This window comes from Sphingomonas sp. PAMC 26617 (assembly GCF_000242835.1).
Lineage (GTDB): Bacteria > Pseudomonadota > Alphaproteobacteria > Sphingomonadales > Sphingomonadaceae > Sphingomonas.
The window spans coordinates 2,094,375-2,118,468 of record NZ_JH594425.1 but is presented as its reverse complement, the minus strand read 5'-3'; the positions used below and the strand labels follow the sequence as shown (position 1 = coordinate 2,118,468).

At 68.1% G+C, this 24,094-nt stretch carries 25 protein-coding genes; 8 read left to right on the top strand and 17 right to left on the bottom strand.

Annotated elements, in window-relative coordinates; genetic code table 11:
• Positions 1-140 precede the first annotated feature (140 nt).
• The 4 genes from RH91_RS09340 (at position 141) to RH91_RS09325 (ending at position 3,003) form a co-directional block, all read left to right on the top strand.
• The gene (locus RH91_RS09340; RefSeq protein WP_010162439.1) at positions 141-788 is read left to right on the top strand and encodes a murein L,D-transpeptidase catalytic domain family protein; all 648 of its coding nucleotides are present in this window, start codon (positions 141-143) and stop codon (positions 786-788) included.
• A gap of 99 nt (positions 789-887) precedes the next feature.
• On the top strand, positions 888-1,130 hold the full coding sequence (locus tag RH91_RS09335; RefSeq protein ID WP_010162438.1) for a hypothetical protein: 243 nt from the start codon (positions 888-890) through the stop codon (positions 1,128-1,130).
• A 113-nt stretch (positions 1,131-1,243) separates the two neighbouring features.
• Positions 1,244-2,230 carry a polysaccharide deacetylase family protein gene (locus RH91_RS09330; protein WP_010162437.1) on the top strand — a complete coding sequence of 329 codons (987 nt, stop codon included), beginning with the start codon at positions 1,244-1,246 and terminating at the stop codon, positions 2,228-2,230.
• 2 nt (positions 2,231-2,232) lie between these two features.
• Positions 2,233-3,003, top strand: coding sequence for a glycoside hydrolase family 75 protein (locus tag RH91_RS09325; protein WP_232283458.1), 771 nt, complete (start codon positions 2,233-2,235; stop codon positions 3,001-3,003).
• A gap of 256 nt (positions 3,004-3,259) precedes the next feature.
• Here RH91_RS09325 and RH91_RS09320 read toward each other — a convergent pair whose 3' ends face one another.
• The gene (locus tag RH91_RS09320) at positions 3,260-4,267 is read right to left on the bottom strand and encodes a zinc-dependent alcohol dehydrogenase family protein (RefSeq protein WP_029623740.1); all 1,008 of its coding nucleotides are present in this window, start codon (positions 4,265-4,267) and stop codon (positions 3,260-3,262) included.
• A 141-nt stretch (positions 4,268-4,408) separates the two neighbouring features.
• Here RH91_RS09320 and RH91_RS09315 point away from each other — a divergent pair, with 141 nt between their 5' ends.
• Positions 4,409-5,257: an oxidoreductase gene (locus RH91_RS09315; protein ID WP_010162434.1), complete on the top strand. Its 849-nt coding sequence runs from the start codon at positions 4,409-4,411 to the stop codon at positions 5,255-5,257.
• Positions 5,258-5,434: 177 nt separating this feature from the next.
• On the opposite strand, the gene lysA is transcribed toward RH91_RS09315, so the two are convergent.
• From lysA to RH91_RS09290, 5 genes are all read right to left on the bottom strand, one after another.
• Positions 5,435-6,727 (bottom strand): diaminopimelate decarboxylase, encoded by a 1,293-nt coding sequence (lysA, locus tag RH91_RS09310; protein ID WP_029623739.1) that lies wholly within the window; start codon positions 6,725-6,727, stop codon positions 5,435-5,437.
• Positions 6,720-6,980, bottom strand: a complete 261-nt coding sequence (locus RH91_RS09305; protein WP_010162431.1) for a hypothetical protein — start codon at positions 6,978-6,980, stop codon at positions 6,720-6,722. Before RH91_RS09305 ends, lysA begins: the two co-directional genes overlap by 8 nt.
• On the bottom strand, positions 6,977-7,486 hold the full coding sequence (locus RH91_RS09300) for a hypothetical protein (RefSeq protein WP_029623738.1): 510 nt from the start codon (positions 7,484-7,486) through the stop codon (positions 6,977-6,979). Before RH91_RS09300 ends, RH91_RS09305 begins: the two co-directional genes overlap by 4 nt.
• 27 nt (positions 7,487-7,513) lie before the next feature.
• Positions 7,514-7,786: a hypothetical protein gene (locus tag RH91_RS09295; RefSeq protein WP_010162429.1), complete on the bottom strand. Its 273-nt coding sequence runs from the start codon at positions 7,784-7,786 to the stop codon at positions 7,514-7,516.
• 145 nt (positions 7,787-7,931) lie between these two features.
• Positions 7,932-8,975: a rod shape-determining protein gene (locus tag RH91_RS09290; RefSeq protein WP_010162428.1), complete on the bottom strand. Its 1,044-nt coding sequence runs from the start codon at positions 8,973-8,975 to the stop codon at positions 7,932-7,934.
• Between the two features lie 420 nt (positions 8,976-9,395).
• Between RH91_RS09290 and RH91_RS09285 the strand changes: the two genes are divergently transcribed.
• Complete coding sequence (locus tag RH91_RS09285; RefSeq protein WP_029623737.1) at positions 9,396-9,671, top strand: hypothetical protein; 276 nt, start codon at positions 9,396-9,398, stop codon at positions 9,669-9,671.
• Between the two features lie 31 nt (positions 9,672-9,702).
• On the opposite strand, the gene RH91_RS09280 is transcribed toward RH91_RS09285, so the two are convergent.
• The 4 genes from RH91_RS09280 to RH91_RS09265 form a co-directional block, all read right to left on the bottom strand.
• A complete protein-coding gene (locus tag RH91_RS09280) occupies positions 9,703-11,535 on the bottom strand; it encodes a DUF885 domain-containing protein (RefSeq protein ID WP_029623736.1) in 1,833 nt (610 codons plus the stop codon).
• 127 nt (positions 11,536-11,662) lie between these two features.
• On the bottom strand, positions 11,663-11,923 hold the full coding sequence (locus RH91_RS09275) for a DUF3253 domain-containing protein (RefSeq protein WP_010162425.1): 261 nt from the start codon (positions 11,921-11,923) through the stop codon (positions 11,663-11,665).
• A 3-nt stretch (positions 11,924-11,926) separates the two neighbouring features.
• Complete coding sequence (locus RH91_RS09270; protein ID WP_010162423.1) at positions 11,927-12,454, bottom strand: ankyrin repeat domain-containing protein; 528 nt, start codon at positions 12,452-12,454, stop codon at positions 11,927-11,929.
• 182 nt (positions 12,455-12,636) lie between these two features.
• Complete coding sequence (locus RH91_RS09265; RefSeq protein WP_010162422.1) at positions 12,637-12,885, bottom strand: polysaccharide deacetylase; 249 nt, start codon at positions 12,883-12,885, stop codon at positions 12,637-12,639.
• 65 nt (positions 12,886-12,950) lie between these two features.
• Here RH91_RS09265 and RH91_RS09260 point away from each other — a divergent pair, with 65 nt between their 5' ends.
• Positions 12,951-13,832 (top strand): polysaccharide deacetylase family protein, encoded by an 882-nt coding sequence (locus RH91_RS09260; protein WP_029623735.1) that lies wholly within the window; start codon positions 12,951-12,953, stop codon positions 13,830-13,832.
• Between the two features lie 58 nt (positions 13,833-13,890).
• Here the strand turns inward: RH91_RS09260 and RH91_RS09255 are convergent, their stop codons facing one another.
• Entirely contained in the window at positions 13,891-14,622 is a 732-nt protein-coding gene (locus RH91_RS09255; RefSeq protein WP_029623734.1) for an SDR family oxidoreductase, read from the bottom strand.
• Positions 14,623-14,800: 178 nt separating this feature from the next.
• Here RH91_RS09255 and RH91_RS09250 point away from each other — a divergent pair, with 178 nt between their 5' ends.
• Positions 14,801-16,891 (top strand): epoxide hydrolase family protein, encoded by a 2,091-nt coding sequence (locus RH91_RS09250; protein WP_010162419.1) that lies wholly within the window; start codon positions 14,801-14,803, stop codon positions 16,889-16,891.
• Between the two features lie 72 nt (positions 16,892-16,963).
• Here the strand turns inward: RH91_RS09250 and RH91_RS09245 are convergent, their stop codons facing one another.
• The 6 genes from RH91_RS09245 to RH91_RS09220 are packed head-to-tail and all read right to left on the bottom strand — an operon-like array spanning position 16,964 to position 24,023.
• The gene (locus RH91_RS09245; RefSeq protein WP_010162418.1) at positions 16,964-18,166 is read right to left on the bottom strand and encodes an MFS transporter; all 1,203 of its coding nucleotides are present in this window, start codon (positions 18,164-18,166) and stop codon (positions 16,964-16,966) included.
• Positions 18,167-18,226: 60 nt separating this feature from the next.
• The gene (locus RH91_RS09240; RefSeq protein ID WP_029623733.1) at positions 18,227-19,273 is read right to left on the bottom strand and encodes a LacI family DNA-binding transcriptional regulator; all 1,047 of its coding nucleotides are present in this window, start codon (positions 19,271-19,273) and stop codon (positions 18,227-18,229) included.
• Positions 19,274-19,278: 5 nt separating this feature from the next.
• Complete coding sequence (locus tag RH91_RS09235) at positions 19,279-20,757, bottom strand: tryptophan halogenase family protein (protein WP_010162416.1); 1,479 nt, start codon at positions 20,755-20,757, stop codon at positions 19,279-19,281.
• Positions 20,754-21,785: a cupin-like domain-containing protein gene (locus tag RH91_RS09230; RefSeq protein ID WP_010162415.1), complete on the bottom strand. Its 1,032-nt coding sequence runs from the start codon at positions 21,783-21,785 to the stop codon at positions 20,754-20,756. Before RH91_RS09230 ends, RH91_RS09235 begins: the two co-directional genes overlap by 4 nt.
• Positions 21,778-22,500, bottom strand: a complete 723-nt coding sequence (locus RH91_RS09225; protein WP_010162414.1) for a SapC family protein — start codon at positions 22,498-22,500, stop codon at positions 21,778-21,780. The genes RH91_RS09230 and RH91_RS09225 overlap by 8 nt, the downstream gene beginning before the upstream one ends.
• On the bottom strand, positions 22,500-24,023 hold the full coding sequence (locus tag RH91_RS09220; RefSeq protein ID WP_010162413.1) for a tryptophan halogenase family protein: 1,524 nt from the start codon (positions 24,021-24,023) through the stop codon (positions 22,500-22,502). Before RH91_RS09220 ends, RH91_RS09225 begins: the two co-directional genes overlap by 1 nt.
• Positions 24,024-24,094: the final 71 nt, after the last annotated feature.

Genomic DNA, 24,094 nt, shown 5'->3' with positions numbered 1-24,094 from the left:
AACTGCCCAGGAGTCGGGATGGAACCCCCGTTTCGGCCGGATCGAACGGTCGCGGTTAAGACACTGATACCCATTTTATGCTACAAGATCATCAACAGACGTTGAGGGACATGTTCCAAACCGTGCAAGATCAACCACTTATGCTTTCGCGCCGCGCCTTTGGCGGCTCTGCCCTGGCGCTGCTCGGCGCTTCCACGATCGTTCCTGCCCGCGCGCAGGCCCCCGTTTTCGCGCGTGGCCCGGCCCCCGCGACGATCCAGCCGCTCGCTTCGAGCCGTGTCGTTCGCCCCGAACTGCTCCGCAAGGCACTCGCCGCGCTCCAGCAGCACGGGTCGTCGATTCCGCGGCATGACCGGATCGCGATCGCCGATTTCTCGCTGCCCTCGTCGCAGCCGCGCTTCTACATGGTCGACATGGCGAACAGCATGGCGACGACGCTGCTCGTCACGCACGGCAGCGGCAGCGATCCGTCGCACACCGGCTACCTCCAGCGCTTCTCCAACAGCGAAGGTTCGAACGCGTCGAGCGAGGGCGCCTTCGTCACGGGGGATTATTACGTCGGCAAACACGGTCGCTCGCAGCGACTGATGGGGCTCGACGAAACCAACTACCGCGCCTTGCAGCGCGCGCTGGTGGTGCATTCGGCATGGTATGCCGACCCCGACATGGTCAAGACGCACGGCCAGCTCGGCCGTAGCCAGGGCTGCTTCGCGGTCAGCGAAGGCGATCTCGACCAAGTGTTCGCGCGGCTCGGCGCGGGACGGATGATCTACTCCGCGAAGATCTGACGTCTTGAATCATGGGCATGACAGCGATTTCATGCGCGTGATGCCCTCGCGTCATGCCGTCGGATGCAGGGTCAGCCTTCATTGTCGTTGAGGGATTTCATGTACAAGATTTTTGCTCCCGCATTCGCCGTCCTCGCCCTCGCCGGCGGCACGGTCGCGTTCGATGCACCGGCGTCCGCAAAGGGCTGTATCCGTGGCGCAGTCGCGGGCGGCGTCGCTGGCCATTATGCGGGCCATCATGCCCTTGCCGGGGCCGCAGCCGGCTGCGCGATCGCGCATCACCATTACAGCAAGAAAGCCAAGGCCGCGGCAGCGCAGCAGGGCACTCCGGCGCAGCGCTAGGCGACCAACGCCGCACGGACGGCGCTCTGGCGGTCGTCCCGGGTTCCGGGGGCCTGCAGCAACAGGCCCCCGGAATTGCCCTGCCCGCCGCTGATGCGGAGAAAGACGCTTCCATGTCCGCAAAATTCGGTTTCCTGCGGACGGCGCTCCGGATCGCCGCGACCGCCGGGCTGGTCGCCGCCGCAGTGCCCGCCACGGCGGGAACCGTGGCGCTGACGTTCGATGACCTGCCCGTTTTCGGCAGGATGACGTCGGCCGCGGATGGCACGGTCGTCACCGAGGCGTTGCTCGCAGGACTCAAACGCCAGCATTACGTGGCAACCGGCTTCGTCAACGAACGCCAGCTTGCCGCGCCGGATCGCACGCAGCGTGTCCGTCTGCTCGAACGCTGGCTCGATGCGGGAATGGACCTGGGCAACCACAGCTATTCGCATCTCTCGCTCAACGCGGTGCCGGTCGAGGCCTATATCGCGGACGTCGCGCACGGCGCGCAGGAGACGTCCACGCTGCTTGCCGGACGCGGAAAGCGCGAACGCTGGTATCGCTATCCCTATCTCGAGACCGGCCTGACGCTGGCGACGCGGCAGCGGTTCGAAGGATGGCTCGGGACGCATGGCTATCGCGTCGCCCCGGTGACGATGGAAAATTCGGACTGGCGCTTCGCCGCCCCCTATGACGACGCGATCGCGCGGGGCGATCCTATCGAGGCGCGGCGGATCCAGCAGGCGTATCTCGATTTCACCGCGCGGATCGTCCCCTGGTACCAGAAAGCCGGGCAAGCGCTGCTGGGCCGCGAGCCGGCGTTCGTCTTCCTGCTTCACGCGAGCCGACTCAATGCCGCGAGCATCGACAAGCTCGCCGCAATCCTGCGCGCGCAGCATCTGCGCGTCGTCCCGCTCGATACCGCGATGCGCGACCCGGCCTATGCGATCCCCGACACCTATGTCGGTCCGAACGGCGATGGTTGGCTGGATCGTTGGGCGCTGACGCTCCACAAATCGCTGCCATACGCCTCGGTCCCGATCGTGCCCCACGCGATCCTGACCTATGACGCGCGGCTGGAAGGGGCGACCGACCCGCGCGCGAAGGCGACGTCGTGACCATGAAGCGATTGTATTCCGCCCTCGCCCTGATCTGCGCCGGGATGGCCGCGCCCAGTCAGGCAACACAGACACCATGGCCTGCGGACGTCGCGTTGCCCGCCGGACACCCCATCGACGAAGCCTATCGCCAGGAGTTCGGCGTCTGCGACCACGCCGACCGTTTCCACGGCCGTGCCGTCCACGGCTGCCGTGACGACCCCAATGCGGTCACGGCGCTGCGCCGTCTGCCGGGCGGTGCGGTCGCCTATGTCGCGAAGCTCGCGGTCGATCTCGACGGATCGCCCTTTGCGTGCAGCCCCGATCACGGCGCGATGGACCAGTGCCCGACCTCGCTGATGCTGCCGAACGGCAAGGGTGGCGAAATCCCGGTTGATGCGGACACGATTCCCTATGTCGTCATCCCGTGGGAGGGCCCGCGCGCCGAACAGGGGCGGTTCACCAAGCTGACCGGCGTGGGCGTCGGCGATTTCGGCGTGGTGATCGCGCGCGGGCGAACGATCCCGGTGATCGTCGCGGATACCGGCCCGTACGAAAAGCTCGGCGAGGGGTCGCTTGCGTTGCACCGTGCGCTGGGGCGCGAACTGTGCGTCGCGCGGAGCGGCGCGGGAACATGTCGCCGCGTGATCGAGCGGATGGAAAGCATCGGCGGCGACGTCACCACCGTGCTGTTCCCGCACACCGCGCGCCAGGACCTGACCCCCGCCAATATCGCGCAGATCGTGCGCGAGGAAGGCTTGCGGCACTGGCGCGCGATGCAGGCGAAGGGATAAAGCCCGGCTGTGCGAAGGTACGCTGTTATGAGGGGTCGCCCCGCTCCAACCCCGCATCTTCCGTCATGCTGAACGTGTTTCAGCATCTATCGCTCCGCAGGCATGGAGCCGACTTGCGGCGCGGTGGACCCTGAAACGCGTTCAGGGTGACGCCGGGTGGTCGGGATGCCGCCCGCGCGCGCCCGCCGCGACCGGCTTCCCCGGCTCAGGCGGAGAAAACCGCTCGCGACGCGCGGCTCGCAGCCTCAGCCCGCGCTTACCATTCGATCCCGATCTTGCCGAAATGCTCGCCCCCGGTTTCGTAGCGGAACGCGTCGGCAAGCTGCTCCAGCGGGAAGCGACGATCGACGACGGGCTTGATCCCGCCTGCCTCGAGCGCGCGGACGAACTCCTGCTGCTCGCGGCGGCTGCCGACGATCAGCCCCTGGAGCCGCGCCTGCTTCGACATCAGCGCCGCGGTCGGTACCTCGCCCGCGCCACCCGTCAGCACGCCGATCAGTGAGATATGCCCGCCGACGCGCACTGCCTCGATCGACTGCGCGAGCGTTCCCGGGCCACCGACCTCGACGACATGGTCGACGCCACGACCGCCAGCCCAGTCCTTGATCACCGCGCCCCATGCCGGGGTCGTGCGGTAATTGACGCAGAAGTCCGCACCCAGCGCCTTCGCGCGCTCGAGCTTGGCGTCGGACGATGAGGTGATCGCGAGCACCGCGCCCATCATCTTGGCGATCTGCAGCGCCCAGATCGACACCCCGCCGGTGCCGAGCAACAGCACGGTGTCGCCAGCCTTGAGCTTGCCGTCGACCACCAGCGCGCGCCATGCGGTCAGCCCGGCGGTGGTGATCGTCGCCGCCTCGACCGCGTCATAGCCCTTGGGGGCGTGCGTGAAGGCGGTCGCCGGGAGCACCACCGCCTCGCGCGCGAAGCCGTCGATCCCGTCGCCGGGGGTGCGGCCGAAATCGCCGATCGTCGGGGTGCCGTCCTGCCAGTCGGGGAAGAAGCACGACAAGACCATGTCGCCGACCGCGAATTCGGTGACGCCCGTGCCGACCGCCTCGACCAGCCCGGCACCATCGGCCAGCGGAATCCGGCCCGAGGCCTCGCCCATACGCCCGGTGACGACGCCGAGGTCGTGGTAATTGAGCGAGCTGCCGTGGAGCGCGACACGGATCTCGCCCGCGCCGGGCTGGCCGGGGTCCGCGCTTTCGCCCAGCGTCAACTGGTCGAGGTCCATTGGTGAGCCTACTGTGATCGTCCGCATCATCTGTCTCCTGTGCCGGCATTCCAGCCGGGCATCGCGCGCTCAACGCCCCGGGTGTCGGACCGCTCCCGAGAAATGCGGTGAACTCCCCGGGGAATGGGTCGTTGTGTCGACCGACCCCCGTAAGCGAAAGTATGCCGCATGACCTTCTCCCCCTCCCCCGTCTGGCTGATCACGGGTTGCTCGACCGGTTTCGGCCGCGATCTCGCACAGTTGATCATCGATCGCGGCTGGCGGCTGATTGCCACCGCGCGCGATGCCGCGCGCGTTGCCGATCTCGCGCATGCAGCGCCGGACCGGGTCCTCGCGCTTGCGCTTGACGTGACCGAGCAGGACCAGATCGAGTCCGTCACCAAGGCCGCGATCGAGAAGTTCGGGCGGATCGATGTGCTCGTCAACAATGCCGGCTATGGCTATCAGAGCACGATCGAGGAAGGTGTCGACGCCGAAATCCGCAAGCAGTTCGATGCCAACACCTTCGGCCTGTTCGCGATGACGCGTGCGGTGCTCCCGCAGATGCGCGAGCAGAAGAGCGGGCATATCATCAACATCACCTCGGTCGCCGGGCTCGTCGGCTTCATGGGATCGGGCTATTATGCCGCGTCCAAACATGCGGTCGAAGGCTTTTCGGATGCGCTGCTCGCCGAGGTCCAGCCGCTGGGGATCGACGTTACCTGCGTCGAGCCGGGGCCGTTCCGCACCGATTGGGCCGGCCGTTCGCTCCAGCAGACCGAAAGCCGGATCGCGGATTATGCCGATACCGCGGGCAAGCGGCTTGCCGACACCCGGAGCGGCAGCGGCAAACAGGCAGGCGACCCCGTCCGCGCGGGCGAGGCGATGATCGCACTGACGGTCGATCCCAATCCACCGCGCCATCTGGTGCTGGGCAAGTGGGGCTATGACGCGGTGGTCGACAAGCTGAAGGCACGGCTCGCCGAGATCGAGCGGCATCGCGATGCGAGCCTCGGGGCGGATTTCCCGGAGGCGTAACCCGACAACGTTGGCGTCATGCCGGGCGTGGCCCGGCATGACGCTGTCCCTCTTGGTCCGACCCGCGCGACTGCCCTCCCAGCGACAACCGTCCGGTGATGCGCGGCCGCGCGGGGTCGTGTCGGTCCGCCGCATCGTTGCGCCGGAGCGGGTGTCGGATCGTTTCGAACGTGCGCTTCATGCCGCGCGCCGTGGCGTGACCGGCTCACCCATCCAGAACGGCAGCCGCTGGTGCGCGAGCATCGCCTCGGGCGTCACGCGTTCCGCGACCACCGCGAAGCGATCACCGTCGACCAGCACCTCGGGCACGAGCGCGCGGCAATTGTAGGTCGACGCCATCGTCGCGCCGTATGCGCCGGCGGTGCGGAACACCGCCAGATCGCCCGCCTCGACCAAGTCGATCTCGCGCGCGGTGGCAAAGCTGTCGCCGCTCTCGCACACCGGCCCGGCGATATTGGCGGTCATCCGCTGCCCCGTCGGCACGACCGCCTCGAACCCGTGGAACGCCTCGTAGAGCGCGGGCCGAGCAAGATCGTTCATTGCCGCATCGACGATGACGTATGGGTGGCTCGCGCCCGGCTTCACCCACACGACCTCGGTCAGCAGCACCCCCGCCGCCGCCGCGACGAAGCGCCCCGGCTCGAACGTCAGCGTGACATCCCAGTCGCGCGTGACGCGCTCGACGATTGCGCCATACGCCTGCGCGCTCGGCATCACGTCGCCGGGACGATAGGCGACCCCGAGTCCGCCGCCAAGATCGACATGCTCGATCCGATGCCCTGCCGCGCGCAACGTCCTCATCAGTGCGCCCGCCCGCCGGTAGGCGATCTCGAGCGGCCCCAGGTCGTTGAGCTGGCTCCCGATATGGATCGCGATCCCGCGCAGATTCAGCCCCTCGCGTGTGACGAGCCGCGCATAGATTGCGGCTGCATCCTCATACGCCACCCCGAACTTGTTCTGCTTGCGCCCGGTCGAGATCTTCGCGTGCGTGCCGGCGTCGACATCGGGATTGACGCGGAGCACCGCCGCCGCGCGCACCCCGCGCGCCCTTGCGAGGGCGGCAAGCATTTCGCCTTCCGCCTCCAGCTCGAGATTGAACTGGCCGATCCCCGCATCGAGCGCGGCGGCAAGCTCGCGCCGGGTCTTGCCGACGCCCGAATAGACGATCGCGGAAGCGGGCATCCCCGCCGCGAGCGCGTGGAGCATTTCGCCCCCCGACACGATGTCCGCGCCATAGCCTTCTGCGGCGAGCAATCGCAGCACCGCGAGATTGGGGTTGGCCTTGACCGCAAACGCAAGCCGCTTGCGCGCGATCGGCGCGAGCGCGTCGCGGAATGCGCGCGCTGCAATGCGCAGCGCGGCGGCCGAATAGACATAGGCCGGGGTCCCGACCGTCTGCGCGATCACCGGGAGCGGCACGCCCTCGGCGTGGAGCACGCCCGCGCGGCGTGCGAACGGCAAGTCATCCATTGCGGTTCTCCGGCCGGCGGCGTCGGCGTGCGTGGATCGATTGCGGCAGGCCCTTGTGGCGGCTGCGCTCGATCCGCAGCGCGGCGGGGACGCGCTTGCCCTGGACGATCAGCACGAAGCCGAACAGCGCGACCAGAAACCCTGCCAGCCCCGGAAAGCTGCCGCTCCCGGCCCGGTCGTTGAGGCCGATCACCGCTCCCATCAGGAACAGTGCTCCGCCGAAGCTGCGCCAGGCGATATCCCGGTGCGTCATGCTGCCAGCGCCTTCGGCTCGACCGGATCGGCGATCAGCGTCCGTCCGGCACACGCCACCGCGCGCGCCTCGGCGCTGGCGTTACCGCCGCGCGCGCCATGCCACAGCACGATATCGGCGGGCAGCCCGCTTTCCGCATCGAGCGCGGCGACGAGATCGCCGGTTTCGAACGCGATGCCGATGGCGGGGTCGTGCATCGCCGCCGCTGCCGCACGCGCGCGGGTGACGTGCGCCGGGGCGGCGTCGATCCCGCGCGCCTCGATCGCGGTAAAGCCAAGCGCGCGCGCCTGCTGCACCGCGCACAGCAGCAAGGTGCCGTTGCCGCAATCCGCATCGACGATCCGGACACTCCGCCGGTTGCCGTCGCGGAGCGCGACGAGGGCGGCGGAGACGGCAGCCCAGCGCGCGTCGCGGCATTTGGGGCAAGCGGTGCGCACTTTGGCGCGGCGCGGGGTGCGCACCGCGCGCAACGGCGCGGCAACGCTGTGATCAGCGAGGTAAGTCATGCAGAATTCCTGAAATGAGGCGCGCACTCAGGCGGCGTGGCGCAGATGCTGCGCATTTTCCCACGGTTCGACGCGGGCGAACGAGATGTTGGGGATCAGCGGGGTGTCGCTCCGCTCGATCGTCGCACCGGGGAGCGAGTGCCGCTCGGCGCGCGCGAACGCCATCGCAGTGGCGAGCGAAATGAACCGCCCCTCGAGGCGTCCGCCGCTGTCCTGGACGAGCCAGTGGCCAGCGGTATCCTGCCCCACCTTCAACACGCAGGCGGGTTGGTCGGGCTCCGGATCGGTCGTCGACAGCATTGCAAGGCTCCTGCACCCGATCCTGCCGCGCTGCCGGTAAAGCCCGGCAAGCGCTTGATCGGGCTGGCCTTCAGATAGGCCCGCCATGCATTAAGGTTCGAGATCGATCGCCTGTGTCCGGCATAAAGGACGCATATAGATACGGTCAGGCGGTGGTCAGCACGCCCTGGAACACCTGATCGTCGAGCGCCTGCCCGGCCCCGACGGCGACGCAGGTCAACGCGTTCTCCGCGACGATCACGGGCAGGCCGGTCGCCGCGGACAGCACCGCATCGATTCCGGCGAGCAGGCTGCCGCCGCCGGTCATCACGATTCCGCGGTCGAAGATGTCCGCCGCGAGTTCCGGCTCGGTCTTTTCCAACGCGGAGAGCACCGCCTCGATCACCTGCCCGACCAGATCCGCAAGCGCCTGCGCGATCTCACCCTGGTTGACGGTGATCTCGCTCGGCACGCCGTTGAGCAGGTCGCGCCCGCGCACGCGCATCTCCTGGCCGATCCCGTCCTCGGGCATCAGCGCGGTGCCGATCGCGAACTTGATCTGCTCGGCGGTCGCCTCGCCGATCATGAGGTTGTGCTTGCGGCGGATGCTCGAGGCGATCGCATCGTCCATCCGGTCGCCGCCGACCCGCACCGACGTGCTGTACGCCAGCCCGCGCAACGACAGGATCGCGACCTCGGTCGTGCCGCCGCCGATATCGACGACCATCGCGCCGATCGGCTCGGCCACGGGCAGCCCGGCGCCGATCGCGGCGGCCATCGATTCCTCGATCAGATGCACCTTGCGCGCACCTGCGTTCATCGTCGCCTGACGGATCGCGCGGCGTTCGACCGGGGTTGCGCCCGATGGAATACAGATCACGATCTCGGGCCCACGCGACAGCCAATTGCGCCCGCCGTTCACCTTCTCGATGAAATGCTTGATCATCTGTTCGGCGACATCGATGTCCGCGATCACGCCATCACGCATCGGGCGGATCGTTCGGATCGCATCCGGGGTCTTGCCGAGCATCAGCTTGGCCTCCGCGCCGATCGCGCGGACGCGTTGCACGCCGTCCAGCGTCTCGAGCGCGACGACCGACGGCTCGTTCAGGACGATGCCCTTCTCGCGCAAGTAGATGACGGTATTCACGGTGCCGAGGTCGATCGCCAGGTCGCTGGAGGAAGGAGACAGCAGACGAGACAAGCGCATGGGCATACAATCTTATAAAGTCGGGAAACACAGCCCCATCGGGGCGAACGGAATGTCTTGGCCGTGGTCCCCCGGCTCCGAACGGTCAAGCCCGTCTGCGTTAAAACGACCGCTGGCGAAGGTCCAACGACGTTCCGCCACAAGAAAGAAAACATGCCGTTCGGTTCCGGCGCGCGCACAGCGAGCCGTTTCCCTTGGTTTCAGCGCGCTGCCGCGGAGGCCGGAAGCCGGAGGTCGCGATCAGCCAAGGCTTGGGAGATGGAACCAGAGGTTGGTGCAAACGGCGCTACCCCGCGTTGCGATGGCGCCGGGGTTTCCCCCCCAGCAAGCGTGTATTAGTCGACTGGCACACTTTTCGCATCGGTCTCCCACGGCACGCCGAATGGTCGATGTGCCGAACATTCTGGAGCCTGCGGAATCATGATTCTCCTTCTTGCCATTGCGATGAGCGTAGCGGTTCCGCCCTTGCCGGAACGCCCCGAACAGGCCCGGCATTCCACCGTCACCGAAACCTACCGGGTCCGCTACGCCGGGCGACGCGACGAATATTGCCTGCGGGTCTTTGCCGACCCGGCGCCGGCAGAGCCCTATCCGCGCAGCGCGGCCGACCCCTGCCGTTCCCGTGCGGACTGGGCCAAGGACGGAATCGCCATCAGCGACCCGTATCGCGATCGCAGCGTCGCGATGCAGCGGTAGCGATGCCCCGGCGGGGGGCTGATCCTCGCAATCAGCCCCTGGCCAGCGCGATATACCGGGTCACGTTGCCCGCCAGAACGTCGAGCGGGACATTGCCGCCCTCGACCACCGCCTGGTCGAAATCGCGCAGGTCGAACCGCGGGCCGAGCGCCGTCTGCGCCCGGTCCCGCTGCGCGACGATCTCGGTCTGGCCGAGCTTGTAGCCGCACGCCTGCCCCGGCCACGCGCAATACCGATCGACCTCGCTCGCCGCGTTGCTCAGCGGCAGCCCGGTCGCGGCGATGAATTCGCGGAGTGCCTGCGCGCGCGTCCAGCCCATCGCGTGGATCCCGGTATCGACCACCAGTCGCACCGCGCGCCATGACAGTCCCATCAGATACCCCAGCCGTCCTGCCGGATCGCCCTCGTACATCCCCAGTTCGTCGGCGAGTTGCTCGGCATAGAGCGCCCACCCCTCCGTATAGGCGTTGAACGCGAGGATCGAGCGGATCAGCGGGAGTTGCTGGGCATATTCACCCTGCCAGACATGGCCGGGAATGCCCTCGTGGAACACCAGATCGGGGATGGTGACGCGATTGTGGATCGTCGGATCGCCAAGGTTGACCCAGATCTTGCCCGGGACCTTGCCGTCGATCGACCCCGGCCCGCCATATGCGGCGGGCGCGCCGGGCTCCTGCGCGAGCGGCATGCGCCGGATCTCGAGATTGCCCTTCACGAGCTTGCGGAACGCACGCGGCAGGCGCGGGCGGATCGCGTCGATCTTGCCCTGCATGTAGGCGATGATCTGCACGCGCCCGGCATCGTCGTTCGGAAAACCGATACCGGGCCGCTGCTGCAAGGCCGCCGCCCGTTCGGCGACGCTCCCCTCGGTCAGCCCGAAACTCCTGAGGATGACATCCATCTGGCGCTGCAGGTCGACGAGTTGCGCGCGCCCGAGCGCGTGGATGTCGGCGGGCGTGCGTCGCGTCGTCGTGCCCGCGCGAAGGCCCCAGGCGTACCATTCGGGCCCGTGCGGCCGGGTGCCTAGCCCGGCGGCATCGGTCGCGACCGCGCGCTCGGCGCGCAACTCGGCGCGCTGTCGTTCGAGCGCGGGGATCACGCTCCCCTGCACGATCCGCTGCGCGCGCGCGATCCAGTCGCCGGGGATCGTCTTGGTCTTGCGCGCGAGCGGGCCGATCAGCGCGCCGTCGGGTGCCGCCGCGGATGCAATGGTGCCGGTCATCCCGGTGATCGTCTTGTCGAGCAGGAACGCGGGCGGGACGAGTCCCTCGAGCCGCGCCGCCCGGAGCCGCACCGTCTCGCCGTCGAGCTGCGCTGCCATGCCGGACAGCCGGGCGAGATACGCTTCGGCGTCCGCTGCGGACGTTACCGGCTGGGCGCCGTCGAGCAGTTGCGGCACGTCGATCCACGCGCCGACGTTCTGGATCACCGCATACGGCGTGTTGCGCCAGTTACCGATCGTCGCGACGCCGTACGGCAGCGCCATTCCGTCGAGCGCGGTGCGAAACGCGCTGTCGGCAACCGACAGGCTGGTTTGCAGCGCCGGATCGAGCCCGTCGCGCGGCACCTTCGCGAGATCGGCGAGCGCGCGGGTGAGGAACGCCTTCCGCGCCGCCACCCCGGCGGGCGTGCGATCGTCCAGCCGGCGGCGCAGCCCCGCATGGGCACCGGTATCGACGCCGAGGCTGGTCGCCTGGGGCGGGTCGAGGTCGAGCAACCCCCACGCCAGCCGGTCGAGCAATGCCGCGGCAGGCTCGCCCCCGGGCGCTGCCCAGGCGGGGGTTGCTGCAACGGCGACACTGGCGGCTACGCCAGCGGCCATGCCGGAAAGTGCGTCACGACGGGAGGGGGCGGGGTTGGTCATGCGCCGAGGATGCCGGTTGCCGTGCGGTGCGTCAAACCGGGCGATCGTCAAAATCGCCTCCGCAAACCCGTCTACCGGTCGAACACGCCCGTTCTGGGGGCTGCCGTACGGAACGATGCTTGTCCGCTCATTCGCCGCGCCTGATCCGATAGGGCCCGGACCGGGCGGGCAGCGGCTTCCCCTTCCAGCTCAACCGCACCGAACCCGCGCTGACGAGACGATCGACGGCCGCGTGCACCGTGGGCATGGCGTCGCGCCAGTCCAGGAACGGCGAGGCGTCTGCGGCGGCGAGGCCTCTAGCCACTTCGCTCGGGCAGATCGAACCATCGGGGGTGCGTTGCGCGAGGAGCGCCGCCGTCATCGCGCACGCGTCGTCGACCGACGCCACGCCCTATCGCTGGGCTTGTGGGGCGGCGTCGGCCAGTTCCGCGTCGGATCGGGATGGTCGGACGGCTCGGTCGATCAGGTCGAGCATCGCGCTGTTTGCCTGGCCGGCGGCAATGCTCGCCAGACTGTTCCCGGCGGCATCGACCACGTCGGTTTCGGCCCCTGCCGCCAGCAACATCTCGACGATCGGCGCATGACCGAACATGACCGCGTTCATCAGCGCGGTCTGCCCGGCGAGATTGCGCTGGTTCGCATCGGCGCCCCCCTCGAGCAGCAGGCGCGCGATGTCGGCATAGCCCTTGAACGCCACGCCCATCAGCGGGGTATTGCCGCGCGCGCCGTCCCCGGCATCCACCGTTGCGCCCGCCGCCAGCAACACGGTGGTCGTGGAAACCTGCCCGTTGTAGCTCGCCAGGATCAACGGCGTGTAGCCCTTGGCATCGCGCGCATCGACGTCAGCCCCCGACTGCAGCAAGGCCGGGATGACATCGTCGCGTCCGAGCCGCGCGGCCTGATGCAGCAGGTCCTGCAATCGCTCGGGCGATGGCAAAGGCGGCAGATCGGTCGTCGGCAGTTCGGGCGTTGGGGCGTCTGACACCGGCATTCCTCGCAAGTCTGGTCGCCCTCAACGATTCCGACACACGACCGGCTCCGCCATACGGCAAGAAAAGCGTCGGGACGCTGCCGAATGCCGCCCCGGGGTGACGTGCGATGCTATGCGAGCTGCTCCGAGACCTGTCGGCCAAGTTCCCCCGCCGACATAAAGGCGACGCCAGGCCGATTGTCCAAGGTACAAAGCAGCTGCTCCAGCGCGCCGATCCGATAGGGCAGTCCCATGACATAGGGGGTCAGATGGATCGGCAGCATCCGCCCGCCGAAGCTGGCCGCCTCGCCTTCGAGCCAGGCGCAGGCATCCTCGAGCTGGGCGCGGAAGCTGTCCGCGGACTGCTGCTGGACGGTCACGATCTGCCGGTCGGAACCGCCAAAATCCGGTGGAAGCGATCGGCGGCTTCGCGCGTTGTCGCGCGATGAGCAGCTCGCACCATGACCGCTACGCCTATCGCCCGATCGTCGGACGCCCGGATTACGACTGGCCCGATGGCCGCCGCCTCGCCATCTATCTCGGCGTCAATTACGAGGTGTTCGACTTCGGCAGCGGTCTCGGCCCCGAACTGGCGCCATCGCAGACCAAGCCCGACGTCATGAACTACGCGTGGCGCGATTACGGCAATCGCGTCGGCGCGTGGCGGCTGTTCGATCTGTTCGACCGGCTCGGGCTTCGCACCACTGCGCTCCTCAACGCCGACGTGCTCGATCGCTGCCCCGGACTTGCCGAAGCCTGTCGCGACCGTGGCGACGAGATCGCGGCGCACGGGGGCAGCAACGCCACGGCGCAAGGCGCGCTGTTCCGGTCGCGCGAGGCGCATCTGATCGCCGACGTGACCGAGCGGCTGGCAGCGCTCGACGTGCGCCCCACCGGCTGGCTCGGCCCGTGGATCTCGGAAAGCAAGAACACGCCCGACCTGCTTGCCGAGAACGGCTATCGCTATGTCCTCGACTGGGCGCACGACGACCAGCCGACCCGGCTCGCGACCGACCACGGTGGCCTGCTCTCCGTCCCCTATTCGCAGGAAATCAACGATCTCCCCGCGATCATCGAGCGCAAGCAGGAGGCGGACACGTTCGCCGACATGATCCGCGCCAACGTCGCACAGCTTTTGTCCGAATGCGACCGCCGCCCGCTGGTGCTCGGGATCGCGCTTCATCCCTACATCATGGGGCAGGCGCATCGCGTCCCCGCGCTGGCGCAGGTGTTGACCGAACTCCGCGAAGCGAACGATCCCCGCATCTGGTGGACGACCGCCGGCGACATCGCCGCGCATGTCGAGGCCCATAATCTGGCGGCCTGATCCGTGCGACAAAGGGGCGGGCATGGCCCCGCCCCTTCGGACGTAAGAACGCCGCCGGTCAGGGGGCGACCTGCCTGACCGGGCGCAGCAGGATCTCCTCGACCAGCACCCGCGGCGGCTGCGCGAAGGCGTAGACGAGCGCCTGTGCGACGTCATCCGACGTCAGCGCATCGAGGCTCTCGCGCCGTTCGCGCATCGCATCGCTCACATTCTGGCCGAACTCGGTCCACACCGCGCCGGGCTCGATCACGGAAACGCGGATGCCCTCGCCGCCCAGCTCCTTGCGCAAGGCATCGTGGAAGCCAACCACCGCGAACTTGGTGGCGCTATAGACCGACCACGATTCGGTCCCGTACCGCCCGCCGACGCTCGACACGGAAGAAATCATCGCGCCCGACCGGCCCCGCATCAGCGGGATCGCCGCCTGCGTGCAGTAGAGGACGCCGTACAGGTTGACGTCGATCATCTGTTTCCAGTCGGCGGGATCGCTATCTTCGAAGCGCGCGTTGACGCCGAGACCGGCGTTGTTGAACAGCAGGTCGAGCCCACCGAACCGCCGCTCGACCTCGGCGAAGACGTTCGCGACCGCCGCCGCATCGCCGACGTCCGCGGTGAGCGCGATCGCCGCGTCGCCAAGCTCCGCCACCAGCGCGTCGATCCGCCCGCGCCGCCGGGCTACCAGCACGACGCGAACGCCCTCCGCGACGAGCAGTCGCGCGGCCGCTTCGCCGATCCCGCTCGACGCACCGGTAATCACCGCGACCTTGCCGGTCAGATCCTGCATTTTCATAATCCGTCCTTCGATGGAATGTCAGCGCTCGAGAACGCTTTGCCCTCATGGAAGAGCCACCGCCCCCCATCGTTTCCGTCCGGCCGGACGCCGGTGAACGCATCCGCGATTCGATCGTTGAGGGGGGCTTCGATCACGACCCCCCGTTTCCACGCACTTCGACTGGCAGGATCCCGATATGGCAGACCCGTTTATCATCGCCGTGCCGGACGATCGGCTCGCCACCATCCGCGCGAAGGTCGCAGCGTTCGACTGGACGATGGTGCCGGATGCGGGCGAATGGCAATCAGGGGTCGGGCTTGCCGATCTGAAGCGGCTCGTCGATCACTGGCTGACGCGCTACGACTGGCGCGCACAGGAACGACGGCTCAACACGCTGCCGCAGTTCACCACCAAGGTCCAGGGCCAGCGCCTTCACTTCATCCACGCGCGCGGCGATGGCTCACGGCCGCCGCTGCTGTTGCTGCACGGCTGGCCCGGCTCGTTCCTGGAATTCGAGGCGCTGATCGCGCCGCTCGTTGCGGATGGTCACGATGTCGTCATCCCCTCGCTTCCGGGCTACGCCTTCTCGGGCCGGCCATCCGCGCCGATCGGGCCGAAGCAGACCGCCGAGCTGATGCACGGGCTCATGGTCGCGCTGTTCGGCACGGGCCGCTATCTCGTCCAGGGTGGCGACTGGGGCGCCGCGATCGGCGGATGGATCGCGCACCAGCATCCCGACGCCGTCGCCGGGCTTCATCTCAACATGGTGCTGCTCCAGGCGGAAGACGCAGTGCCGACGAAGTCCGAGGAACGCGCCTGGGCCGAGCAGCGCGCCGAGACCGTCAAGGAGGAAACCGGCTATTCGCTGGAACAGGGCACGCGTCCGCAGACGCTCGGCGTCGCGATGTCGGACAGTCCGGTCGGAATCGCGGCATGGATCCTCGAAAAGTTCGGTGCCTGGGCCGACGTTCCGCGCGATTCACAGGGTCGCCCCGACCTGTGGCAGACGTTCGACGAGGATTTGCTGCTCACCAACATCATGCTGTATCTGGTCGAGGGGTCGTTCGTGTCGTCGACCTGGATGTACCGGGGCCGCGTGCTAGAAGGATCGGGCAAGTTTCCTGCGGGAACGCGCATTCGCGTGCCGACCGCGGTCGCGGCGTTCCCCGATCCGGTCTTCGCCCCGCCGCCCCGCTCGCTCGCGCGGAAGACCTACACGATCGTGCAATGGACCGAGATGCCCGCTGGCGGACACTTCGCGGCGCTCGAGCAACCCGGTCTGCTGCTTGCGGACATGCGCCGCTTCTTCGCATCCAAGGCGGTTTCGCGCGGGTCCGGCAAGCGCGCGTTCGCGCTTCGGTCGGCCGGCGCGGTCGCTGCGACCCTCGCGGCGGCAGCGCTCTACACACGCCTGACGACCGGGCGGATCGAGCAGGACGTTCCGGCGGACGGCACCTTCATCACCGTTGCCGGTACGCGCCTGCATTACGTCGATCGCGGCACGGGCCCGACGATCGTCCTGCTGCACGGGTTGGGCGCGCAGCTTCGCAACTTTTCCTACGGCGTCGCCGACGCGCTGGCGGACCGCTACCGCGTGATCCTCGTCGACCGGCCCGGTTCGGGCTATTCGGTCGCGAGCGGGGACCAACCCGGCATCCTCGGCCAGTCGGCGATCATCGCGGCGCTGATCGAGGCGCTTGCGCTTGACCATCCACCACTGCTCGTCGGCCATTCGCTCGCGGGCGCGGTTGCGCTGGGCGTGGCGACTCACCATCCGGGCGCGATCGCCGGCTTGGCGCTGCTCGCGCCGATGACGCAGCCGCCCCACGCAATGCCCGCGCCGGTCGCCGGCGCGATCGACCGCAGCCCGACCGCGCGCACGCTTTTCGCCAATGTGCTCGGCACGCCGATCAGCCGCGCGGCGTTCGATGTGCGCTGGCGTTCCATCTTCGCACCCGATCCGGTTCCACGCGACTTCGCGACGCGCGGCGGTGGCCGCCTCGGGGATCGGCCGATCTCGGTCAACGCCGCGCTGGTCGAACTCGCGAGTGCCGACAGGGATCTCACCGCGATCGCCCGCCGCTATCCGACGGTGACGATCCCGGTCGCGCTGCTGTACGGGCGCGAGGATCAGGTCATCGCGCCTGCGGTCGACGGCAATCGTGCAGTGGCGGCAATCCCGGGCGCGACGCTGGAGCGCACGGACGGCGGCCACATGCTTCCGGTCGCGCATCCGGCGGCAAGCGCTGCCTTCATCCGCGCCTGCGCCGAACGCCTCTGGCAATAGCGCCGATCCGCTCCAGCGTGGCTGCCGTGGCGACAGACCGACCGGCCCAGACCGCGCAACCCGGTTCTGTCGTTACCGGCGGCCCCTTATGCCGAGCATCGCCACTCCCCCGATGAACGACAATCCCGCGAGCGTCAGGAACAGCAGGCCGAAGTTTCGCGGTGTCGCGAGCCACCACGCCAGTGCCGGCCCGATCAGCACCGGCACGGTATTCGATAAATTGATCAGCCCGAGATCCCGCCCCCGCCGGTTCGGATTTGGAAGCAGTTGCATGACGAAACCGATCTGCAGCGTCAGGAAGACCAGCCAGCCGGTCGAATATAGACAGAAGCCCGTCGCAGCGACGGTCCAGTCGTCCGCGAATGCCATCACCACCAGCCCTGCGGCGTCGAGTGCGGAAGCGGCGAGCAGGAATGGCTTTCGCCGTCCGATCCGGTCCGACCAGCGACCGAGGAAAACCGCCAGAGGCAACGGCACGACGCTTGCGATGAGGATCAGCCATCCCACCTGGGTGGCCGTGTCGCCCGACGCAGAGGGCACCGCGAACTGCTCCATATAGAAAAGGAGGTACGCGAACAGGACGTTGCCCGCGATCTGGACCATGAGGCGGGACAGCCAGGCGATGGCGAGATCGGGGGACAGGACCGGGGCCGTCGGTTCGGAACGCTGCACCGTCTTGCGCGCCGACGTCGCCAGTAACGGACCGATGCACAGCACGGCGACGACCGCGATCAGCGACAGACGCAAACCCAGTTCGGGTTGGGTCCATCCCGCCAGCAACGGACCGATCACCGCACCGAGCGGCTGCGCGCCTGCGAGCAAACCGCTCATCAGTCCGTTCTGCGTATCGGAAATCTCCTCGGCAAGCAGTGCCACCAGCGGTGCCAGCGCGACGTTTAGCGACACCTGGAACGCCATCACCGCGAGGACGAGCATGGCTGGGGTGCGCGCCTCGGCAACACCCGCGTAGGACAGGATCGTCGCGACGAGACCAGCCGCGATCCACGAACGCCGTCCCGTGCCCCGTTCGAGCGACCGGTCGCTCAGCCAACCGAACAGGATGCCGGCGATGCTGGCCATCGCCGCGCCGGCGATCATGGCCGTCGCCAGCACGCCCAACCGCGCTTCCCCCGCGATCTGCTCGACCCGTAGCGGCAGCAGCAACGTCAGCAAAGGCAGGTAGGCGACGACACAGCCGGCATAGGCGAACGCACCCAGCACCGGCAGCCAAACGGTCGACTGCCCGGGACCACGGACGGCCGGAGGGCGCTTCATGGGCATGATCGTTGAACGCAGCCCGGTCGCGCCGTCAGCGCGGCATGGGAGACGGGCACGCTAGCGACGCCGCGCGGTCGACCGGCGCAAATCCAGCGTCGCGGGAACGATGATCGGCTGCGGCGGAGCCTCGCGACCAGCGAGTTCGGCGATGATGAGTTCGACGGCGCGTGCCGCCAGATCGGCGATAGGCTGGTCGATTGCGGTCAGCGGTGGATGCGCGAAACGAACGATCGGCGTGTTGTCGAAGCTGATCAACGACACGTCGCGCGGAACGACGAGTTTGCGGTCTCGGCAGGTTTCGAGCGTGGCAAGGGCCATCTGGTCGTTGCTGGCGATGATCGCGGTTGCCGGTTCGGCCGCGTCGAGGAGTGCGGCGGCTGCCGCCTGCCCCGAGGCAAAACTGAAATCACCGCGCGCCAGCAGGTCATCCTCGAGCCCCGCCGCCGCCATCGCGGCGCGCCACCCCTCGGCACGCCACGCGCTCAATTGATATTCGGAGGGTCCCGCGATGAAGCCGATCCGCTCGTGCCCCAGCGCGACGAGATGCTCGGTCGCGCTCGAGGCCGCGCGCTCGTCGTCCATCGTCAGCGCAAAGCCAGGCCCCGCGCGCCGCGAGCCAATCCGGGCGAAACTGATCCCGTGCGACTCCAGCAGGTTGATGATGAGTGGGTTTTCCGAATGCGGCGGCGTCAGGATCACGCCGTCGGGCTGCAACGCGGCAATCGCGCCCATCAGTTCGCGCTCGATATGGTCGCTATGCGTGTCGACCAGTTCCACGATCATCCGGTAGCCATAGGTCGCGCAGGTCAGCATCCCGCCCAACAGCATCTGGTCGACCCAGTCGGTCCCTTCGCGCGCGCGCCAATCGGCGATCGTCCGCTCCCGATCATTGAGCGCGACGATGAGATACGAGCGCGAGCCGCCCATCCGTTGGGCCGCGATCGAGGGCACATACCCCAGCCGGTCGATCGCTTCCTGCACGCGTGCGGCCATCTCGGGCCGGACGCCCGCCTCCTTGTTCACGACACGGCTGACCGTTTGCAGCGATACCCCCGCATCCGCCGCGACATGCTTGATCGTGACGGCCTGCCGCCTGCGTGCCACTGCCTTCAACCGCCGCAATAATGGGCGACATATTCGGCATGTCCCGGCAGCCCCGCTACCGTCCGCGTGACATTGTCGCGCAGGTTCGACAGGAACTTCGCCAGTTCCTCGTCGCGCAGCTTGGCTGCGATCGGGTGATAGGTGGCGGGCACGATGCCCTGGCCCATCATCACCTGCACCCAACTGTTCTCCGCGAACAGCTCCTCGTTGCGGCGGAACACGCGGCCCGTCTCGCGGAACAGCGCGATCTTCTGCGCCAGGCTCTCCGGCACGTCCATCGCGGCGCATTGCCGCCAGAAGGGCGAATCGCGCCGGTCGGTCGCCTTGTAATGGAGGATCAGGAAGTCGCGGATCTGCTCCATGTCGGCGAACTGCTGGTCGTTGAACTCGGCGATGTCGCGCGGCGATATTGCGCCCGCCGGCATCATCCGGATCAGCCGCAGGATCGCGCGCTGGATCAGGTGGATGCTGGTCGACTCGAGCGGCTCCATGAATCCACCCGAGAGCCCGATCGCAACGACATTGCGGTGCCACTGCCGCCGCCGCGCGCCGGTGACGAAGCGGATGATGTTCGGCTCGGTCAGCACCGTGCCCTCGACGTTGCCGAGCAGCCGTTCCAGCGCGGCCTCGCGGTCGAGATAGCGGCTGCAATAGACGATGCCGTTGCCGGTTCGATGCTGGAGCGGAATGCGCCACTGCCAGCCCGCGTCATGCGCCATCGCGCGGGTGTAGGGCACGGGCGGACGGACGCTCTCGGTCTGCACCGCGATGGCGGAATCGCACGGCAGCCAGTGGCTCCAGTCGTCATAGCCGGCATGGAGGGCCTGCTCGATCAGCAGCGCGCGAAACCCGGTACAATCGAGGAACAGGTCGCCCTCGACCACCGCACCCGAGTCTAAGTGCAGCGCGGCGACGTCCCCGGTCTCGCCGTCGAGCGCGACGCGCACGATCCTGCCCTCGATCCGGCGCGTGCCGTCGGCTTCCGCCATGCGGCGGAGGAACTGCGCGTAAAGCGATGAATCGAGCTGATAGGCGTAGTTCATCCGCTCATCGGGCAGATGCGCGAACTTGCCTTCCATCGCCGCGGCAAGCTCGAGGCAATAGGCGTCGTACGACGCATCATGCCCGCGTTCGCGTCCGTTCATCCAGAAATGCTGGAACCCCGCGGACCAATGGTCCTGCCCGGTGATCCCGAACGAGTGGAAATAGCGGTCGGTTCCATCCTTCCAGCCATCGAACAGGATGCCGAGCTTGAAGGTCGCCTGCGTCGCGCGCATGAAATCGGCCTCACCGATCCCGAGCAGCCGGTTGTAGGTGACGAGCGGCGGGATCGTCGACTCCCCGACCCCGACCGTCCCGATCGCGTCGGACTCAATCAACGTCACTTCGGCGGTGCGGCCCATCGTCCGCGCGATCGCGGCGGCGGCCATCCACCCCGCGGTGCCGCCCCCGGCGACGACGATACGACGTGGGCTGGCAATCATTGGCTGAGGTTCCTGAGCAGGAAGGCGCGGATACGGTCGGCGCTTTCCGGGGTGAGCGGGGCGAGCACGCTGCGCCCCTCCTCGGGGATGTGCGCGGTCACGTCGTCGCCATTGTTGAAGACGTAATAGTCGAACAGGTCGCGCCAGTGCCGCTTCTGGTCCTCGGGCAAATCGCGGATCGCGAGCAGCGCGTGGTTGAGCGCATCCTGCGGCGACCCCATCCAGCGCGGCGTCTCGCGCCACCAGTAATTCACCAGCACGTTGAAATCGGCCAGCCCTTCGACATGGTGCCACCACATCGCCGGAATATACAAAGCGTCGCCCGCCTCGAGCTCGGCAACCTGCGCATGCGCCAGTGCGTCGGGGAAGCGCGGATGCAGCGCTGCATCGGGCGCGTGAAAATCGACCATGCTGATCGCACGACCGGCGGGCGTATTGTCGATCGGCCCGAGATGCAGGTTGCGGAACTGTTCGCGCGGGAACAGCGTGAAGCGTCGCCGCCCAGCCGCCACGCACGCCAGATTGTTGGGCAGGTCGTTATGCGCCGCAATCCGTGTCTTGGTGCCGATCCAGATGCTCGCCAGGCAGGTGCGATCGCCCAGATCGACGTGGTTCGCCTCGTACAGCCCATCGAAGAACTGGTGCATGTCGATCGACGCGAGATAGACCGGCGGCGCCCCCGCGCGCCCCTCGATCGAATCGATCCGCTGGAAGATGTCGGGCAGCTTGGCGCGCAGCGTGCGGAAGTTCATCGCCATCGCCGCATCGTAGAACAACCGGCCGTCCGCGCCCTGTTCGCCGATCGCGACGGTGAACGCCATGTCGCGGTGGTGCTGCAGCAGATAGGCGCGCGCATCGCGCGACGAGCGACGCCCCGCCTCGACCAGCGGCCAGTCCTTGACCAGCCCGCGCACCACGAACGGCGCCTCGGCACTACGCAGCCGCGCATCCAGCTCGGCGGCATCCGCGACGCGGACTACGGGCACCGTCGCCAGATCCGCGAAGATGCCACGATCGGCCTCAGCCACGCGCTGCTTCCCGAAGGCTCTTCCGCGCGATCAGCTCGGCGACGTTGGCGAGCGACGCCACCGCCATGAACACCGGCATCAGGTGCCCCTCGGCCTGAAGCTCCCCCAATGCCGTCGCATCGAGTTGCTGGAGCCGCTCCTCGGCGATCCCGTGATAGCCGACCAGCCGGTTGGTCGTGCCGTCGTCGAGCGTGATTTCCAGCGTCAGCGGTTCGAGCAATTCATGCCGGTTGAGTGCGGCGAAGAAGCCGTCGGTCGCCTGCCAGCCCAGATCCAGCTCGCCGAGCTGTTCGGCAACCGTTTCAAGATAGGGCGTCGGGCGTCCGACGTCGTCGAACACGCGCACCCCCTCCCCGCCGGTCGCGACACGCGCGCTGTCGAGGTCGAGATGAATCTGCTTGTCGCCGCCCGGCGTCGCGGGGTGGCCGATCAGGAACGGCTGGATCTCGAGCGCAAGCGGCCGATAGCGCGCATCCCAGCGCGTACCGTCGAGGAACAGGTTCTCGCCGGGTTCGAACCCGAACATCGCCAGCGCCTGGAAACGATCGCGCTGCGGCGTCAGGCGGAACAGGATCGGATAGTCGTTCTGGACGCGGCGAAACTCGCTCGGCACGATCAGGCACGACATCACCGCGTCGCCGAAGGCCGCGCCGCACGACGAGTCGATACGCAGCGTGCGATGCTCCTCGCTGGTGAGAAGGACGTGGTTGGCCATCAGGAAAACTGCTCCATAGCGATCGGTTGGCGCGCCGCCCGGCACGCGTCGAGATAGGCTCGTATCGGCGGCAGCGCAGCCACCATGCTGCGGGTGCGCTGCGCGATTGGCGCGAGTGACGGCAGCGCGCCTGCGCGCAGCGGCCCCGTGGCGGGCGGGGACGCCCCCATGCCGTACAGGATATAGTGATAGCTCGCGGCGGGGAACATCTCGTCCACCATCGGCAGGTCGGCGCGCAGCGGCGGACGATGCTGCCACAGCGCGAGCAATTCGGCGAGCCGCGGCGGGATCGATGCGGGATCGCGATGGTCCTGCCAATAGCGCCCCTCGCGCCGGCTGAGCACGTAATGCAGCTTGAGGAACTCGACGATCCGGTCCCACCGATAGCGGAACAGCGTGTTGAACCGCGCCGCGACCAGCGGCATCGTCGCGCGCGTCGGCCAGTCGTCGAGCAAGGCATCGAGCGACAGCTCGACCGTTACGATCGCCGACGCCTCGAGCGGTTCCAGGAACCCCGCCGACAGCCCGATCGCAAGGCAATTGCCCGTCCAGAATTGCGCGCGGTGCCCCGACCGGAAGCGCAATCGTCGGGGTTCGACCGGCTCGGGCGTGCCGAGATACGCGGTCAGCGTCGCCAGCGCTTCGTCGTCGCTCATATGCGCGGAGGAATAGACGCAACCGACTCCGCGCCGGGTCGGCAAGCCGATGTCCCAGATCCATCCGGCCGCATGGGCGGTCGCGTCGGTCTGCGCGGCGATCGGGCTGTCCGGGGCGACCGGCACCTGCACCGCCAGCGCACGGTCGTTGAACAGCACGTCGCCCCGGTCGATGAACGGCACCTCGCCGACCAGCAGCGCGGCATGGCCCGAGCAATCGAGGAACAGGTCGCCCCCGACCGCGCCATTGTCGCGGGTGCGTACGGCGATCACGTCCCCGGTTTCCGCGCGATCGACCCCGGTCACATGGTCCCGCAGGTGGCGCACGCCGAGCCGTTCGGTCGCGTGTCGCATCAGCAATGCGGCAAGCTTGCCCGCGTCGAGATGATAGCCATAATTCAGCGCGCCTGCGAAATCGGGCATCGTCCGCTGGCGGGGCGCGAGGCACTGCCGCGCGACCTGCGGTTGCGGGGTGACGACATCGGCGAACGGCGCGTTCGCTGCGTCTGCCTGCCATGCAGCGACGAGTCCGCGGGCGTCCGCCTCGACCGGTGGCGTGAAGGGATGGAAATACACGTCGTCGGCCGCGTCGCTCGCCCAGCCCCTGAAGCGCGAGCCGTGCTTGAACGACGCGTCGCAGGCGAGCAGGAATTCGGCCTCGCCGATCCCGATCCGCTCCAGCGTGGCGCGCATCGTCGGCCACGTCCCCTCCCCGACGCCGATCGTCGGCACATCGGGGGATTCGACGAGGGTGACGGTGATCGGATCAGCGGCGGCGGGGTGCGCCGCGGCGGCGATCCGGCAGGCGGCGAGCCAGCCTGCGGTCCCGCCGCCGACGATGACGATCTTCGTGATGGCCGTATCCACTGTGGCCCGTCCTGTTGCGTGGCCCGTACCCAAGCCTTGTTCGATAGCCTTGTGCCCTCAGCCAAGCGAAA